The following is a 16,895-nucleotide window of genomic DNA, read 5'->3' on the forward strand; positions in this document are numbered from 1 at the left end:
GTGTTCCGTCTTGCCTGCCGCCCTTTCGGCCGGTTCAGCTCAGCCAGCGCTTGCGCCGGCGGTAGTGCTTGATCTCGCGGAAGCTCTTGCGCCCTTCGCCCGACAGGCCGAGGTAGAACTCCTTCACGTCCTCGTTGTTCGACAGTTCGCTGGCTGCGCCTTCCATCACGATGCGGCCGTTCTCGACGATGTAGCCGAAGTCGGCGTAGCGCAGAGCGACCATGGTGTTCTGCTCGGCGAGCAGGAAGCTCACCTTTTCCTTGGCATTCAGGTCCTTGACGATCTCGAACACCTCTTCGACGATCTGCGGCGCGAGGCCCATCGACGGTTCGTCGAGCAGCACCATGTTCGGGTTCGACATCAAGGCGCGACCGATCGCGCACATCTGCTGCTCACCGCCCGAGGTGTAGGCGGCCTGGCTGGTGCGACGCGTCTTGAGACGCGGGAAGTAGGTGTAGACCTTGTCGAGGTTGGCCGCGATCTCGCCCTTGTTGCTGCGCGTGTAGGCGCCGGCAAGCAGGTTCTCCTCGATCGTCAGGTGGGCGAAGCAATGTCGCCCTTCCATGACCTGCACCACGCCACGGCGCACGAGATCGGACGGCGACAGCGCCTCGACACGCTCGCCGCGGTACTCGATCAGACCCTTGGTGACCTCGCCGCGCTCACCCTTGAGCAGGTTGGAGATCGCCCTCAGCGTGGTGGTCTTGCCCGCACCGTTGCCACCCAGAATGGCGACGATGCCGCCCTCGGGCACCTGCAGGGAGACCCCCTTCAGCACCAGGGCGACGTGGTTGTAGATCACCTCGATGCCATTCACATTGAGAAGAAGATTCGGTGCGCTCATCATTTCATCCGCTGAATGCGGCCCCGCCACGCGTTGCGCGACGGGGTCCGGATCGGTTCAGGCTGCCCGGCCACCCGCCTCGGGCGAGGCGGCCGGGATGCTGGAGACAGCTCAGGCGTTGCAGTCGCTCGCGTCGCGACGCTTGATCTGCTTCTCGGCGGCGTAACGGTCGGCCGCTTCCTTGACCATCGGGTCGAGCACGCTCTTGTCCGCCTGGTACCAGTCGGCGCCCATCACCCACTTGCTGCCGTCCCAGGTGTGGATACGCGCCCACGACGAGCCCATGTGGTCTTCGCACGTGGTCTTGATCGGGCGGATGACACCCTTTACGCCCAGTTCCTCGAGGCGCTTGTCGTCGATGTTGAGGTTCTCGAAGCCCCAGCGGACTTGCTCGCCCGTCATCACCTTGCCCTTGCCGAACTTCTCCTGGGCCGTGCGGATGGCTTCGACGCTGAGCATCGAGATCAGCATACCGCGGGTGTAGAGCACCGAGCCGACTTCGTCACGCGGACCCGAGCCCTGGTTGGCGTCGTGCACCTTCTTCAGGATGTCCTGGATCAGGGGGTACTCGGTTCCGTTCGGGTTCAGTGCCAGCGCGCTGTAGCCCTTGGCATTGGCGCCCACGTCCTTCACGTCAGGCTCGGCACCCGCCCACCACACGCCGAACAGCTTCTCGCGCGGGAAGCCGGTCGCGATCGCCTCCTTCAGCGCGGTGGAGTTCATCACACCCCAGCCCCACAGCAGCACGTAGTCGGGACGGTCGCGACGCACCTGCAGCCAGGTCGCCTTCTGCTCCACGCCCGGCGCGGTCACCGGCAGCAGCTGCAGATCGAAGCCGTGCATCTCGGCACGCTTCTTCAGCGCCGGAATCGGCTCCTTGCCGAACGGCGAGTCGTGGTAGACCAGCGCGATCTTCTTGCCCTTGAGCTTGTCGAGACCGCCTTCCTTGGTGCCGAGGTGCTGGACCAGGATGTCGGCCGCGGTCCAGTAGCTGCCCATCAGCGGGAAGTTCCACTTGAACACGCCACCGTCCTGCGAAGCGGCGAGGCCATAGCCCAGGGTGATCAGCGGGATCTTGTCGACCGGCGCCTTGTCGGTCAGCGCGAAGGTGATGCCGGTGGCCTGCGGGTCGAAGACCGCCGCGCCCTTGCCCTTCAGGCGCTCGTAGCACTCAACGCCCTTGTCGGTCGCGTAGCCCGTCTCGCACTCTTCGAACGCGATTTTCACGCCGTTGATGCCACCGTTGGCATTGATGTACTTCACGTAGTCCTGCTTGCCGTTGGCCCAGGGAATGCCGTTCGGCGCATAGGCGCCGGTGCGATACGACAGCAGTGGAATGAACTGTTCCTGGGCGACGGCCGGGGTGGCCACGCTGGTGGCACCGATGGCGGCGAGCGTTGCGGCAAGCGCGAAAGACTTGAATTTCATTGGAAGGTCTCCTCTCATTGTGTCGTTGGCATGTTGTCCATGCCGGTTGGTGCATCCCTGTGACTACCGTTTGCCCGGCCCCCTTTGCCCGGGCATCTGCTGATCAATGGGGGAAGGGCCACAGCCGCAGCTTCTGCTTGCCCACGCTCCACAGCTTCGCCAGGCCGTGCGGCTCGACGATCAGGAAGAAGACGATCAGGGCGCCGAAGATCATGTGCACCAGGTGCGTGATCGTCGCCGTGGAGAGCGGGATGCCGAGCAGATGCGGCACCTGATCGAGCGCAAGCGGCAGCAGCACGATGAAGGCCGCGCCCAGGAAGGCGCCCGAGATCGAGCCCAGCCCGCCGATGATCACCATGAACAGCAACTGGAAAGAACGGTCGATCGAGAACGCCGCCGGCTCCCAGGCGCCGAGGTGGATGAATGCCCACAGCACGCCGGCCACGCCGACGATGAAGGAGCTCACCGCGAATGCACTCAGCTTGGCGTACATCGGGCGGATGCCGATCACCGCCGCGGCCACGTCCATGTCGCGGATCGCCATCCACTGCCGGCCGACGGCGCTGCGCACGAGGTTCTTGGCCATCAGCGCGAACACGCACACCACCGTCAGCACGAACAGGTACTTGGTGACCGGCGACTCGATCGGCAGTCCGAACACATCGAGGCGGGCCATGCTGACCGAACCGGACGACGAGTTGTTGGTGAACCAGCCGATGCGCAGGAAGGCCCAGTCGGTGAAGAACTGCGCCGCCAGCGTCGCCACCGCAAGGTACAGGCCCTTGATGCGCAGCGACGGAATGCCGAACAGCACGCCGATCACGGTCGCCGACAGGCCGCCGAGCAGCATCGCCACGATCAGCGGCATGCCGTCGATGCGGACCATGAAGTTGTAGGCGGCATATGCGCCCACCGCCATGAAGGCACCGGTGCCGAGCGAGATCTGGCCGCAGTAGCCGACCAGGATGTTCAGACCCAGCGCCGCCAGCGACAGGATCAGGAAGGGAATCAGGATGGCGCGGAACCAGTATTCCGAGCCGACCAGCGGCAGCACCACGAAGGCGACCAGCAGCAGCAGGGCCATCGCCCAGCGCTCCTGGAAGATCGGGAAGATTTGTTGATCGGCCGCGTAGCTCGTCTTGAACTGGCCATTTTCTCTGTACAGCATTCGGATGTTCTCCCGGAGTCGGTAGCCGCGTCAGACGCGATCGATGATCTTCTCGCCGAACAGCCCCTGCGGACGGACCAGCAGGAAACCGAGCGCGAGCACGTAGGCGAACCAGATTTCGATGCCGCCACCCAGCATCGGCCCGATGTAGATCTCCGAGAGCTTCTCGCCGACGCCGATGATGAGGCCACCGATGATGGCGCCCGGCACCGAGGTCAGGCCGCCGAGGATCACCACCGGCAGGGCCTTGAGCGCCACCAGCGACAGCGTGAATTGCACGCCGAGCTTGGAGCCCCAGATGATGCCGGCGACCAGCGCGGCAAAGCCCGCCACCGACCACACGATGACCCAGATCTTGTTGAGCGGGATGCCGATCGACTGGGCCGCCTGGTGGTCGTCCGCCACCGCACGCAGGGCGCGGCCGGTCTTGGTCTTCTGGAAGAACAGCGCTAGCACGACCACCAGCAGCGCGGCGATCACCGCGGCCACCAGATCCTCCTTGCTGATCATGACACCGCCCTCGAACATGCCCTCGAGGATGAAGGCCGGATCCTTGGGCATGCCGACGTTGATGTTGTAGATGTCGCTGCCGAAGAGCGTCTGGCCGAAGCCGTCGAGGAAGTAGGCGATGCCGAGGGTGGCCATCAGCAAGGTGATGCCTTCCTGGTTGACCAGCTTCGACAGGCACAGGCGTTCGATCGCCCACGCCAGCACCACCATCAGCGCCATCGCCGCGATGAAGGCGAGCAGATTGGCGAGCAGCAGGCTTTCGAAGCCCAGCCACTGCGGAATCCACTCCGCGAAGCGCGACATCGCCAGCGCCGCGAACAGCACCATCGCGCCCTGGGCAAAGTTGAACACGCCCGAGGCCTTGTAGATCAGCACGAAGCCCAGTGCGATCAACGAGTACAACATGCCGGCCATCAAGCCGCCGAACAATGTTTCAAGAAAGAATCCCATGGTGTTCCCCGCTCAGTGCGACGTGCCGAGATAGGCACTGATGACGTCTTCGTTGTTGCGCACCTCGTCAGGCGCGCCGTCGCCGATCTTCTTGCCGTAGTCGAGCACCACGACGCGATCGGAGATGTCCATCACCACGCCCATGTCGTGCTCGATCAGCACGATCGTGGTGCCGAACTGGTCATTCACATCGAGGATGAAGCGGCACATGTCCTGCTTTTCCTCCACGTTCATGCCCGCCATCGGCTCGTCCAGCAGCAGCAGCGAGGGCTCGGCCGCCAGCGCGCGCCCGAGTTCGACGCGCTTCTGCAGGCCGTAGGGCAACTGGCCGACGGGGGTCTTGCGCACGTTCTGGATCTCGAGGAAATCGATCACTTCCTCCACCTTCTCGCGGTGCGCGATCTCTTCCTGCTGCGCCGCGCCCCAGTACAGGGCCTGCTGGAAGATGTTGGATTTCATCTTCAGGTTGCGGCCGGTCATGATGTTGTCCAGCACGCTCATGCCCTTGAACAGCGCGATGTTCTGGAAGGTGCGGGCGATGCCCTGCCGCGCCGCCATGTAGGGCTCGAGCCGCCTGCGCTCCTCGCCGCGATAGAGGATTCGGCCTTCCTGCGGGTGGTAGACGCCATTGATCACGTTCAGCATCGAGCTCTTGCCGGCGCCGTTGGGGCCGATGATCGAGCGGATCTCGTGCTCTCGGATGTTGAAGCTGATGTCGGTCAGCGCCTTCACGCCGCCGAAGCGCAGTGAGATGTTCTGCAGGTCGAGGATCACCTCGCCCTGGCGGCGTCCCGAAGGCGTGGCGGCCGCGGCGGAATTCATGTCGGTCATGTTCATTCCTCGTTTCCTCAGGCCGCGCGCTGGCCGGCCTCCGGCGCAAAGGTCTTCACTTCCTCGATGCGCAGGTCGGCGGAGACCTTGCCGGTGCGGCCGTCCTCGTACTTGACCTGGGTCTCGATGAACTGGCTCTTCCTGCCCTCGAACATCGCGTCGATCAGCGCGCCGTACTTCTCGGCGATGAAGTTGCGACGCACCTTGCGCGTGCGGGTCAGCTCGCCGTCGTCGGCATCGAGTTCCTTGTGCAGCACCAGGAAGCGCTTGATCTGCGCACCGCTCATCTTCGGATCGGTCGCGAGGTCGGCATTGACCTTCTCGACGCAGTCACGGATGAGCTCATACACCGCCGACTGCTGGGCCAGATCGGCATAGCCGGAGTAGGCCATGCCCTTCTTCTCCGCCCAGTTGCCCACCGCCTCGAGGTCGATGTTGATGAAGGCGGTGACGAAGTCCTTGCCGTTGCCGAAGGTCACCGCTTCCTTGATGTGCTGGAAGAACTTGAGCTTGTTCTCGATGTAGTTGGGCGCGAACATCGAGCCGTTCGACATCTTGCCGACGTCCTTGGCGCGGTCGATGATCTTCAGGTGGCCGTCCTCGTCGAAGTAGCCCGCGTCGCCGGTCATGAAGTAGCCCTCGGCGTTGATCGACTCGGCGGTGGCATCCGGGCGCTTGTAGTAGGCCTTCAGCAGCATCGGCCCCTTGACCAGGATCTCGCCGTTGTCGGCGAGCTTGACCTCGACGAAGGGCGCGGGCTTGCCCACCGAATCCAGCTTGATCTGGCCATCGGGCTGCAGGCACACGTAGGCGCAGGTTTCGGTCTGGCCATAGAGCTGCTTGAGGTTGATGCCGATCGAGCGGTAGAAGCGGAACAGGTCCGGCCCGATCGCCGCGCCGGCGGTGTAGGCCACGCGGATGCGGCTCATGCCGAGCACGTTCTTGAGCGGGCCATATACCAGCAGGTTGCCCAGCCAGTACTGGAAGCGGTCGCCACCCGACACCGGCTTGCCGTCGAGGATGTCGGCGCCGCAGCGTCGGGCGACGTCCATGAAGTGATGGAAGACCTTGCGCTTGAGGCTGCCGGCGTCCTCCATGCGGATCATGACCTGGGTCAGCAGGTTCTCGAACACGCGCGGCGGGGCGAAGTAGTAGGTGGGGCCGATCTCGCGCAGGTCGGTCATCACCGTTTCGCCGGATTCCGGGCAGTTGATGGTGAAACCGGCCACGGTCGCCTGGGCGAAGGAGAACAGGTGGTCGCCCACCCAGGCCATCGGCAGGTACGAGAGGATGTCCTCCTGGTCGGTGAGCCTGTCGAACTGCATGCCACCGCGCGCCGCCGAGATGAAGGCCTCGTGCGTCTGGCACACGCCCTTGGGCTTGCCGGTGGTACCCGAGGTGTACAGCATCACCGAGATGTCGTCGGGCGAACCCTTGGCGATCTCGCCGTCGAGAAAGTCCGGCTGGTTGCGGTCGTGGATGCGCCCCATCTCCTGCAACTCGTCCAGCCCCATCAGCAGGGTCTGGGTGTAGTGGCGCATGCCGCGGGCGTCGTCGTAGATCACATGCTCGAGCAACGGCGCCTCGCCGGCGATCTCGAGCAGCTTGTCCACCTGCTCCTGGTCCTCGACGATGGCGAACTTGATCTCGGCGTCCTGCAGCACGTAGACCATTTCCTGGGCCACGGCGTCCTGGTACATCATCACCGGAATGCCGCCGAGGCACTGGCAGGCGGCCACCGACCAATACAGCCGCGGCCGGTTGTCGCCGACGATGGCGATGCGGTCGCCGCGCTTGAAGCCCAGTTGCGCCAGCCCGCAGGCGATCGCCCGCACGTTCTCGGCCACCTGCGCCCAGCTATAGGTCTGCCAGATGCCGTATTTCTTCTCGCGCATGGCGGGCCGCTGCGGCCGCACCTGCGCATGGTGCATCAGGTAACGCGGAAAGGTATCCAGCCCCCCTTCCTGCCCTGCATTCCGCCCTTGGTTGTCGGACATGCCCCTTTCTCCTCCGGTGTCGTGCTGCCTGTCTCCTCACCCGGTCCCCCTCGGCTTGTTCTGCGGGGCCGGACGCGACACGGCGTGCTGCCCGTGTCGATTCAGGCTGCAGTCTCGCAAGGCATGTTTGCGCAACTGTTTGTGGAATGTACTGAATTGTTGCAATTGCCGGGCCGACCCGGCGCAGCGCCGGGCGAAGGCGTCCGGCGCTCGAATCGCGCTAGACTGCGGGTCACGCCGAACCCTGCGCAAGAGGTCGCCGATGGAACACAAGGTCTTCACCAAACCGGTCCATGTCACCACCTGGATGGGCGTCTTCCTGGCCCTGGTCGCGGTGCTCGCCGCAGTGCTGGTGCCACAGCTCAAGCACGCCTTCCTGGCCAATGCCGCCTTCAATGGCCTGATCGTGTTCGTGCTGGCGATCGGCATCGCGGTGAACCTGCGCCAGGTCTGGCGCCTGCAGCGCGAGGTGCTGTGGATCGAGGCTTTCCAGCAGCATCCGGATGCCGCCGCCGAAACGCTGCAGCCCACGCTTCTGGCGCCGATGGCAAGGCTGCTGTCGAGCCGCAAGCGAGGTCAGTTCCACCTGTCGCCGGCCTCGATGCGCACCCTGCTCGACAGCGTGCAGATCCGCCTGGAGGAACAGCGTGACCTGTCACGCTACCTGATCGGCCTGCTGATCTTCCTCGGGCTGCTCGGCACTTTCTGGGGACTGCTGGTCACGATCCGCTCCATCGGCGAGATCATCGGCAACATGAGCGTCGGCACCGACCCGGTGGCGATGTTCGAGGCGCTGAAGACCAAGCTCGACGAACCGCTCGGCGGCATGGCGACCAGCTTCTCGACTTCGCTGTTCGGCCTCGCCGGCTCGCTGATCGTCGGTTTCCTCGACCTGCAGTCGGGCCACGCGCAGAACCGCTTCTACAACGAGCTCGAGGAATGGCTGTCGCACATCACCCGCCTGCCTTCCGGCGCCGGCGTCGAGGGCGAGGCCAGCGTGCCCGCCTACGTGCAGGCCCTGCTCGAGCAGACCGCCGAGGGGCTCGACCGCATGCAGCGCTCCGCGGCCGAATCCGAGCGCGAGCGCCGCACCACCGCCGAACACCTCGCCGAGCTCAACACCCAGATCGGGCGTCTGTCCGAACTCATCGGCCGCGAGTCGCGCGACCTGTCCGCGCTATCGACCTCGCAGGAAGACCTGCGCGGCCTGATTCGCCAGCTCGCCCAGCAGCCGGCACAGGGGGCGCAGTTCTCCGAGGACCTGCGCGCCGAACTACGCCTGCTGTCGCGCACCATCGCCGCCGCGCTGGGCGGCCAGAAGACGGAGTAAGCGATGGCCCGCCTGTCCCGCCGCCGGGCGCTGGACTTCTGGCCCGGCTTCGTAGACGCCCTTGCCTCACTGCTGATGGTGATGGTGTTCGTGATCCTGATCTTCGTCATCGGCCAGTTCGTGCTCGCCGACGCGGTGAGCGGACGCGACCGCGCGCTGGCGCAGCTCAACGCCGAACTCGCGGCCCTGGCGAAGACGCTCAGCCTGGAACAGTCCGCCCGCGAGACGGCCGACGCGCGCATCGGTGAGCTCAGCGCCTCGCTAGCGAGTTCAGAGCGCGAACGCGAGGCGCTGTCGACCGAGCTCCTCTCGGCCCGCGGCGAACTCCACGCCGCGCAGGACGAGGCCAAGGCGCAGCGCGAGGAAGCCGCCCGCCTGTCCGCCGACATCGCGGCACTGGCGCGTCTCAAGAGCGAACTCGAGGCCGAGGTCGCGCGCCTCGCCAGCGCCCTCGACACCTCGGAACGTGGCCTCAAGGAGCAGACGGCCATGTCCGAGCAGGCCCTCGCGCAGGTCGAACTGCTCAACCGCCAGCTGGCCGCGGTGCGAACGCAGCTCGAGCAGCTCAACGCCGCGCTGGCGGTCGCCGAGGCCGCAGCCCGCGACAAGGACCTGAAGATCGAGGAGCTGGGGCGCGAGCTCAACCTGGCGCTGGCCGCCCGGGTGAAGGAACTGGCGCGCTACCGCTCGGAGTTCTTCGGCCGCCTGCAGGCCGTGCTCGGCAACCGCAAGGACGTCCAGATCGTCGGCGACCGCTTCGTGTTCTCCAGCGAGGTGCTGTTCCCGACCGCGTCCGACGAGGTCAGCCCGGAGGGCATGATCCAGCTCACGCGGCTGGCCGAGACGCTGAAGACGCTGTCGGCCGAGATCCCGGCCGACCTGCCGTGGGTGCTGCAGGTCGACGGCCACACCGACCGCCGGCCGATCGCCACCGCCCGCTTCCCGTCGAACTGGGAACTCTCCACCGCGCGCGCACTGGCCATCGTCAAGTTCCTGCGCAGCCAGGGCATCCCGCCGCAACGCCTTGCCGCGACAGGCTATGGCGAGTTCCACCCACTGGATTCGCGCAACGCCGAGGATGCCTACGCCCGCAACCGCCGCATCGAACTGAAACTGACGAGCCGCTGAGGCGCTGCCGCCGCGCCGCTCAGGCCTGCGGCGGGCGGCGGGCATCCTCGAGGTCCTGCACCACCACCGATAGCGCCTCGGTCGAGATCAGCACCTCGACCAGCGACAGCACCAGCGACAGCGCCAGGGTGAGGATGCTGGCGCCGAACAGCAGCTTGCCGGCCGCCTGGGCCTCGAGGAACAAGGCGAACATCGACAGCGCGCACAGCAGGAAGCTGAGCACACCGAAGCCCTGCATGTACTGCGTCAGCGCGATACGTCGCTTCAGGCCCGGCAACTGGCGCTGCACCAGGTCGGCACCACGGTCGGTCGACGCATTCAGCTGGCGGATCACCTGCGCCAGCGTCAGGAAACGGTTGGTATAGGCGAGCAGCAGCAGCGAGATGGCCGGGAACAGCAGTGCGGGCGTCGTCAGATTCATCATGCGGCGAGTGTAACCCGAGCCCGACTTACCCGTTCCGCCATAGGGCCCTGCGCCCGAACTAGACCTTGGCCTGCCCCGAGACCACCCGATGGACGGCGGACAACTGCTGCATCTTGGTCGCCAGTTCGTCGGCGATCAGCTTGATCGATTCGATCGACTCGGTTGCCTTGGCCGAGCTCTCTCTTGACGCGGTCGCCAGAGCCAGGCACTCGGCCAATCCCTCGCGCGACTCCTGTGCGGTCGTCTGCGCCGCCTTGATCATGTCGCCGATCTGGCCGGCCTGAGTGGCGGTACGCTCGGCCAGCTTGCGCACCTCGTCCGCCACCACGGCGAATCCACGCCCCGACTCGCCGGCGCGCGCCGCCTCGATCGCGGCGTTCAGCGCGAGAAGGTTGGTCTGCTTAGCGATCTCGCTGATGGCGGTGCTGATGTCGCCAATGCGCACCGAGATCTCGCCGAGCCGCTCGGCTTCGGTAGTGGAGTGCTCCACTGCCCCGGCGAGTTGGGTCATCTTCGATTCGGTGTCGCGCGCCGTGTCCTGCGCCGAGGTCGCCCCCTCGCGCGAGCGCTGCGCGAGCTGGATGGATTCGGCAGCGATGCGCTCGTCCTCGATCAGCCCCCTTTGCTGGGCCGACACGTCCCGCGCCAGCTTGACCACGCGTTCGACCTTGCCGTCCTCACCCAGCACCGGGTTGTAGGTCGCCTCGAGCCAGATCGGACGTCCCGTGCCCGTCCTGCGCTCGAACGTGCCGCCGATGTGCTCGCCGCGTCCGAGGCGCGCCCAGAAGTCCGCATACTCGGCAGTACGCGCATACTCGGGATCGCAGAACACGCGGTGGTGCTGGCCGACCGCCTTGTCGGCCCGGACTTCCATCAATCGCAGGAAGTTGGCGTTCGCCGAAAGAACTGTCCCGTCGGGCGTGAACTCGATGATGCCCATCGACTCGCTCGCCGCAGTCAGGGTCGCCTTGGCGAGCATGTCTTCCTTCACGCGCGCGGTGACGTCCTGGGCGATCTTGATCACGGACACCACCCTGCCGGCATCGTCGATGAGGGGATTGTACGAAGCGGAGAGCCACACCTCCTCGCCCGTCCGCCTGTAACGCTTGAAGCGACCGGAGACGAACTGCCCGGCAGCGAGCTTCTGCCAGAATTGCGCGTACTCGCGGCTGCTTGCATAGGCTTCGTCGCAGAACATGCGATGGTGCTTGCCGACAATATCGCCCTGTGCGTACCCCACAACGCGGCAGAAGTTGTCGTTCGCCGACAGCACGACACCCTGCGGCGAAAACTCGATGATCCCCGCCGAGCGGTCAATCGCCTTGTACAGCATCAGGGCCTTGTCGCATGCAGCCTGCCTGCCCGACGCCCCACCTTCTCCAGCCGTCAGCGACGTATTGGCGCCTGATTTGAAACGGGCGAGAAAACCCATGATGTCGAACCCTATCGTGTGATGTTGAGCGGCGTGAAGTGCCGGGGGACTTGCTCTGGCATTCAGTCAATCCACATTAAATCATCACGATCAACGCGAGAATAAATATCTTAGTTTTTTTGTTGATTTCGTCACTTATTTAAGCGGTGCGGCAGTCCGACACCGAGGTCGCAGGCAGCTTCAGACTTTTACCCGCGCCAGAGCTGCATCTAAGGCCTTGGACACCTCCGCCAGCCCGCGCGACGTCTCCGCAATCCCGGTCACTGCCATCGCGGAATCCTCGGCCCGCCGGGCGATGTCCTCGACGCTGCCGGCGATCGCCGCGGCAGCTGTCGACTGTTCCCGCGTCGCCAGCTCTATGCCATCGCTCAGGCGCAGGCTGTTCTCGGCAGACTCGCGAATGGCCGTCAGCGCAGACAGCGTTTCCTGGATCAGGCCGACGCTGAGCTCGACGCGAGTGCTCCCTGACTCGGCACTGCGGACCGCCGCGCGGGTTTCAGAGTGCAACGACGCGATGATGGCGCCGATCTCCACCGTTGCGCTGGTGGTGCGCTCGGCCAGCTTGCGCACTTCGTCGGCCACCACCGCGAAGCCGCGCCCCTGTTCACCAGCCCGTGCGGCTTCGATGGCGGCGTTCAGGGCGAGCAGGTTGGTCTGGTCGGCGATCTCCTTGATCACGGAGGCAATCTTGCCGATCTGCTCCGACGACAGACGGAGCTTGTCCATGGTGGCCGTCGTTTCAGTTACGGCCTGCGCCAGTTGTCCGATCTCGTTCGCGGCATGCCCCGCCTGCTCCATGCCTTCGGCCGCCATGCGTCGCGTCACTCGCGCGGCCTCGGCCGACGCGACGGCATTCTCGGCCACCTCACCGACCGCCACCGTCACCTGCTCGACGGCCGCCGCGGTATTGGAAGCCGAATCGCTTGTCCCCGCCGCGCTGTCGGAGACATGGCCACTCGATTGCTGCAACGCGTCCGACTGCGCCACGATCCGAGCTGCCGCTTCGCGCACATTGATCATGATCGCCTGCAGGTTGGCCATCATGGCGTTGTAGGCGTCGCCAATGGCCTGCAGTTCCCCGCCCCCCGCGAGGCATGCGACACGCCGCAGGTCGCCATCGCGCTGGGTCGCGGACATCGTCTCACGCAGGCGCGACAGGTCTGCGGAAATGCCACGCACCACCCCGAACTGCAACCACCCGCCAGCAAGCAGGGCCAGTATCAACGCGCCCCACAGCCAGGCGTTGGGCAGCGCAGCGCCACCCAACGCCGCTACAGCCAGAACGGCGACGGCCGCGGCCATAACGCCAAGCCCCCAACCGAAGCACGCCACCAGCGACCAGTTCGTCAAGCGCCCAAGCACTCCCGCACGGATCACGCGGCCATCACGAACATCAAACTTGCCTGGACTCGCGCGCATGCGGCGGTAGGCCGCATCGACACGTTCGATCACGGCACGCTCCGGTCGGCGACGAACCGATTCGTACCCGACCACCTCGCCGTTCTCCCGCACCGGCGAAGCGAAGGCGTGCACCCAGTAATACCCACCGTCCCTGCGTCGGTTCTTGACGTAGCCGCTCCACGGCCTGCCAGCCTTCAGTGCCCGCCACAAGTCGCCAAAGGCCTCGGGCGGCATGTCGGGGTGGCGGACGATGTTGTGCGGCTGCCCGACCAGCTCGCTGCGGTCGAACCCGGACAGCGCGACGAACAGGTCGTTTGCCGCCTCGATCCGCCCGGTCCGGTCCGTCCGGCTATAGATGAACTCCCCGTCGGGGACGATGGTTTCGTCCGAGCTAACAGGTTGGTTGATGCGCATTTTTCCCTCCCTCAGGCACTTGCATCCTTCACATACGGTGCATCCTCGTAACCCGGGAGCATCCTTGATGCGGACACGCACATATATTTTTTAATTTTGTGCCATATCAAGGAAACGCCAAGCGCACCATGCCACGCGCAGGCAAAAAAAAACGGCGCCGAAGCGCCGTGTCCCATTAGGGAGAGGGGAAGTCGGGAGAGACTGTCCGTTACATGCTGCGGCGGTACTGACCGCCGACCTTGTAGAGTGCGTCGGTGATCTGGCCGAGCGAGCAGTAGCGCACGGCGTCGACCAGCACCTCGAACACGTTGGCGTTGTCGATGACGGCCTGCTGCAGCTTGGCCTGCCATTTGGGCGCCTCGGCCTTGTTGCGGGCATGGAAGTCGGCCAGGCGCTTGAGCTGCGACTGCTTTTCTTCCTCGGTGGAACGGGCCAGCTCGATCTCCTGCTGGGCCTGGCCCTTCGGGTTGAGGAAGGTATTCACGCCGATGATCGGGTAGGAGCCGTCGTGCTTCTTGTGCTCGTAGTAGAGCGACTCCTCCTGGATCTTGCCGCGCTGGTAGCCGGTTTCCATCGCGCCGAGCACGCCGCCACGCGACGCGATGGCCTCGAACTCCTTGAGCACCGCTTCTTCGACGAGGTCGGTGAGTTCCTCGATGATGAAGGCGCCCTGGTTCGGGTTCTCGTTCTTGGCCAGGCCCCACTCGCGGTTGATGATGAGCTGGATCGCCATCGCACGGCGCACGGACTCTTCGGTCGGCGTGGTGATCGCCTCGTCGTAGGCGTTGGTGTGCAGCGAGTTGCAGTTGTCGTAGATCGCGATCAGCGCCTGCAGCGTGGTGCGGATGTCGTTGAAGTCCATCTCCTGGGCGTGCAGCGAGCGGCCCGAGGTCTGCACGTGGTACTTCAGCTTCTGGCTGCGCTCATTGGCACCGTACTTGTTCTTCATCGCCACCGCCCAGATGCGGCGGGCGACGCGGCCGATCACCGAGTATTCCGGGTCCATGCCGTTACTGAAGAAGAAGGACAGGTTGGGCGCGAAGTCGTCGATGTGCATGCCGCGCGCGAGGTACGACTCGACGTAGGTGAAGCCGTTCGACAGCGTGAAGGCGAGCTGGCTGATCGGGTTCGCGCCGGCCTCGGCGATGTGGTAGCCGGAGATCGACACCGAATAGAAGTTCTGCACCTTGTTATGGACGAAGTACTCCTGGATGTCGCCCATCATCTTCAGCGCGAACTCGGTGCTGAAGATGCAGGTGTTCTGGCCCTGGTCTTCCTTCAGGATGTCGGCCTGCACCGTGCCGCGCACGGTCGACAGCGTCCAGGCCTTGATCTTGGCGTACTCGTCTTCGGTCGGGTCGCGGCCGTTGTCGGCCTTGAACTTGGCGATCTGCTGGTCGAGCGCGGTGTTGAAGAAGAAGGCCAGGATGATCGGCGCCGGGCCGTTGATCGTCATCGACACCGAGGTGGTCGGCGCGCACAGGTCGAAGCCGTCGTAGAGCACCTTCATGTCATCCAGCGTGGCGATCGACACGCCGGAGTTACCGATCTTGCCGTAGATGTCCGGACGCAGGTCGGGGTCGCAGCCGTACAGGGTGACCGAGTCGAAGGCGGTCGACAGGCGGTGCGCCGGCATGCCCTCGGACACCTTCTTGAAGCGGCGGTTGGTGCGGAAGGCGTCGCCCTCGCCCGCGAACATGCGGGTCGGGTCCTCGCCTTCGCGCTTGAACGCGAACACGCCGGCGGTGTAGGGGAAGGAGCCGGGGACGTTTTCCTTCATCAGGAACTTGAGCGTCTCGCCCTCGTCCTCGAAGCTTGGCAGCGCCACCTTGCGGATCTTGCTGCCGGCCAGCGAGGTGTGGGTGAGCTGGGTGCGGATCTCCTTGTCGCGGATCTTCACCACGTATTCGTCGGCGGCGTACAGCGCCTTCTCGGTCGGCCACTGCTCGAGCAGCTTCTTGGCCTGCGGGGTGAGTTCGCCGTCCTTCCAGTTGATCAGCTCGTCGAACGAACCGGCATCCTTTCCGCACTGCTCGAACAGGCACTTGGCGATCTTCAGCGACTGGCGCTCGCGCGCCACGCGGGCTTGCTGCTCGACGTGCTTGTGGTAGCCGCGGACGGTGTCGGCGATCTCGGCCAGGTAGCGGGTACGGTCGGCCGGGACGATGGCGCGGCCTTCGGAGGAGGCCTTCACGCTCACCGCGGGCAGCTTGCTCTTGGCAACCTTGAGTCCCTTGCCCACCAGCGCCGGCAGCATGGCCTGGTACAGCGCGGTGACGCCGTCGTCGTTGAAGCGCGCCGCCATGGTGCCGAACACCGGCATCTCATCCGGGCGCTGACTGAACAGCTCGCGGTTGCGCTGGTACTGCTTGGCGACGTCGCGCAGCGCGTCCTGCGCGCCCTTGCGGTCGAACTTGTTGATGGCCACGAAGTCCGCGAAGTCGAGCATGTCGATCTTCTCGAGCTGGCTGGCGGCGCCGAACTCGGGGGTCATGACGTACAGCGACAGATCGACGAAGGGCACGATCGCGGCGTTGCCCTGGCCGATGCCCGAGGTCTCGACCACCACCAGGTCGAAGCCCGCCAGCTTGCATGCGGCGATGACTTCGGGCAGCGCGGCGGATACTTCCGAGCCGGTGTCGCGGGTGGCGAGCGAGCGCATGTAGATGTTGTCGTGCTCGATCGCGTTCATGCGGATGCGGTCGCCCAGCAGCGCGCCGCCGGTGCGCTTGCGCGAGGGGTCGATCGACACGATGGCGAGCTTGAGCTTGTCGTCCTGGTCGAGACGGAAGCGGCGCACCAACTCGTCGGTCAGCGAGGACTTGCCCGCGCCGCCGGTGCCGGTGATGCCCAGCGTCGGCACCTTGGTCTTGGCCGCGGCGTCGATCAGCGCCTTCTTGACGTCGTCGCCGTAGCCGCCGTTCTCGAGCGCGGTGATGATGCGCGACAGCGCACGGCGATCGCCGGCGGCCAGCGCCTTCAGCACCGCGTCGGCCTTCTGCGGCGCAGCCTTGGTGATGTCGGTGTCGCAGCGCTCGACCACGCTGTTGATCATGCCCTGCAGGCCCATCTTGGCGCCGTCTTCGGGCGAGAAGATGTGGGTGACACCGTACTCGTGCAACTCCTTGATCTCGGCCGGCACGATCACGCCGCCGCCGCCGCCGAAGACCTTGATGTGCTCGCCGCCGTTGGCCTTGAGCAGATCGATCATGTACTTGAAGAACTCGACGTGGCCACCCTGGTAACTCGTGATGGCGATGCCCTGCACGTCTTCCTGCAGCGCGGCATTGACGATCTCGCCCACCGAACGGTTGTGGCCGAGGTGGATGACCTCGGAGCCGGTCGACTGCAGGATGCGGCGCATGATGTTGATCGAGGCATCGTGGCCGTCGAACAGCGCCGCGGCGGTAACGAAACGCACCTTGTTCTTCGGCTTGTAGGGCTGCAGCTTGTGCGCAACGCTCAGGTCGGTCATGTCGGTCTTCCCCCGGACGTGTTGATGATGGTGGTGCTGCTGTTATGGCCTGAATGGTAGAAG

General features: G+C 65.2%; 12 protein-coding genes. 2 read left to right on the top strand and 10 right to left on the bottom strand.

All coding sequences use genetic code 11. From position 1 onward, the window contains the following. Nucleotides 1-34: 34 nt before the first annotated feature. From CGK74_RS16645 to CGK74_RS16670, 6 genes are all read right to left on the bottom strand, one after another. Nucleotides 35-844, bottom strand: coding sequence for an ABC transporter ATP-binding protein (locus tag CGK74_RS16645; protein ID WP_094269559.1), 810 nt, complete (start codon nucleotides 842-844; stop codon nucleotides 35-37). Between the two features lie 111 nt (nucleotides 845-955). Continuing rightward, complete coding sequence (locus tag CGK74_RS16650; RefSeq protein WP_094269529.1) at nucleotides 956-2,272, bottom strand: ABC transporter substrate-binding protein; 1,317 nt, start codon at nucleotides 2,270-2,272, stop codon at nucleotides 956-958. A 103-nt stretch (nucleotides 2,273-2,375) separates the two neighbouring features. Next, a complete protein-coding gene (locus CGK74_RS16655; protein WP_094269530.1) occupies nucleotides 2,376-3,440 on the bottom strand; it encodes a branched-chain amino acid ABC transporter permease in 1,065 nt (354 codons plus the stop codon). Between the two features lie 30 nt (nucleotides 3,441-3,470). Next, a complete protein-coding gene (locus tag CGK74_RS16660; protein WP_094269531.1) occupies nucleotides 3,471-4,400 on the bottom strand; it encodes a branched-chain amino acid ABC transporter permease in 930 nt (309 codons plus the stop codon). Nucleotides 4,401-4,412: 12 nt separating this feature from the next. Next, a complete protein-coding gene (locus CGK74_RS16665) occupies nucleotides 4,413-5,237 on the bottom strand; it encodes an ABC transporter ATP-binding protein (protein WP_420823184.1) in 825 nt (274 codons plus the stop codon). A gap of 11 nt (nucleotides 5,238-5,248) precedes the next feature. After that, nucleotides 5,249-7,228, bottom strand: coding sequence for an AMP-dependent synthetase/ligase (locus CGK74_RS16670; RefSeq protein WP_094269532.1), 1,980 nt, complete (start codon nucleotides 7,226-7,228; stop codon nucleotides 5,249-5,251). 262 nt (nucleotides 7,229-7,490) lie between these two features. Here CGK74_RS16670 and CGK74_RS16675 point away from each other — a divergent pair, with 262 nt between their 5' ends. Beyond that, nucleotides 7,491-8,558 carry an FUSC family protein gene (locus CGK74_RS16675; protein ID WP_094269533.1) on the top strand — a complete coding sequence of 356 codons (1,068 nt, stop codon included), beginning with the start codon at nucleotides 7,491-7,493 and terminating at the stop codon, nucleotides 8,556-8,558. 3 nt (nucleotides 8,559-8,561) lie between these two features. Then, complete coding sequence (locus CGK74_RS16680) at nucleotides 8,562-9,686, top strand: peptidoglycan -binding protein (RefSeq protein WP_094269534.1); 1,125 nt, start codon at nucleotides 8,562-8,564, stop codon at nucleotides 9,684-9,686. A gap of 19 nt (nucleotides 9,687-9,705) precedes the next feature. Here the strand turns inward: CGK74_RS16680 and CGK74_RS16685 are convergent, their stop codons facing one another. The 4 genes from CGK74_RS16685 to icmF form a co-directional block, all read right to left on the bottom strand. Then, complete coding sequence (locus CGK74_RS16685; protein ID WP_094269561.1) at nucleotides 9,706-10,107, bottom strand: DUF2721 domain-containing protein; 402 nt, start codon at nucleotides 10,105-10,107, stop codon at nucleotides 9,706-9,708. A 61-nt stretch (nucleotides 10,108-10,168) separates the two neighbouring features. Further along, nucleotides 10,169-11,542: a methyl-accepting chemotaxis protein gene (locus CGK74_RS19420; RefSeq protein WP_094269535.1), complete on the bottom strand. Its 1,374-nt coding sequence runs from the start codon at nucleotides 11,540-11,542 to the stop codon at nucleotides 10,169-10,171. 180 nt (nucleotides 11,543-11,722) lie between these two features. Beyond that, a complete protein-coding gene (locus tag CGK74_RS16695; RefSeq protein WP_094269536.1) occupies nucleotides 11,723-13,357 on the bottom strand; it encodes a methyl-accepting chemotaxis protein in 1,635 nt (544 codons plus the stop codon). Between the two features lie 208 nt (nucleotides 13,358-13,565). Next, a complete protein-coding gene (gene icmF, locus CGK74_RS16700; protein WP_094269537.1) occupies nucleotides 13,566-16,832 on the bottom strand; it encodes a fused isobutyryl-CoA mutase/GTPase IcmF in 3,267 nt (1,088 codons plus the stop codon). Between the last annotated feature and the right edge of the window lie 63 nt (nucleotides 16,833-16,895).

This window comes from Thauera propionica (assembly GCF_002245655.1).
GTDB lineage: Bacteria > Pseudomonadota > Gammaproteobacteria > Burkholderiales > Rhodocyclaceae > Thauera > Thauera propionica.

Bases quoted from the DNA above. Each gene is read 5' to 3' on its own strand.
- CGK74_RS16645 (WP_094269559.1), bottom strand. From the start codon at position 844: ATGAGCGCACCGAATCTTCTTCTCAATGTGAATGGCATCGAGGTGATC.
- CGK74_RS16650 (WP_094269529.1), bottom strand. From the start codon at position 2,272: ATGAAATTCAAGTCTTTCGCGCTTGCCGCAACGCTCGCCGCCATCGGT.
- CGK74_RS16655 (WP_094269530.1), bottom strand. From the start codon at position 3,440: ATGCTGTACAGAGAAAATGGCCAGTTCAAGACGAGCTACGCGGCCGAT.
- CGK74_RS16660 (WP_094269531.1), bottom strand. From the start codon at position 4,400: ATGGGATTCTTTCTTGAAACATTGTTCGGCGGCTTGATGGCCGGCATG.
- CGK74_RS16665 (WP_420823184.1), bottom strand. From the start codon at position 5,237: ATGAACATGACCGACATGAATTCCGCCGCGGCCGCCACGCCTTCGGGA.
- CGK74_RS16670 (WP_094269532.1), bottom strand. From the start codon at position 7,228: ATGTCCGACAACCAAGGGCGGAATGCAGGGCAGGAAGGGGGGCTGGAT.
- CGK74_RS16675 (WP_094269533.1), top strand. From the start codon at position 7,491: ATGGAACACAAGGTCTTCACCAAACCGGTCCATGTCACCACCTGGATG.
- CGK74_RS16680 (WP_094269534.1), top strand. From the start codon at position 8,562: ATGGCCCGCCTGTCCCGCCGCCGGGCGCTGGACTTCTGGCCCGGCTTC.
- CGK74_RS16685 (WP_094269561.1), bottom strand. From the start codon at position 10,107: ATGAATCTGACGACGCCCGCACTGCTGTTCCCGGCCATCTCGCTGCTG.
- CGK74_RS19420 (WP_094269535.1), bottom strand. From the start codon at position 11,542: ATGGGTTTTCTCGCCCGTTTCAAATCAGGCGCCAATACGTCGCTGACG.
- CGK74_RS16695 (WP_094269536.1), bottom strand. From the start codon at position 13,357: ATGCGCATCAACCAACCTGTTAGCTCGGACGAAACCATCGTCCCCGAC.
- icmF (WP_094269537.1), bottom strand. From the start codon at position 16,832: ATGACCGACCTGAGCGTTGCGCACAAGCTGCAGCCCTACAAGCCGAAG.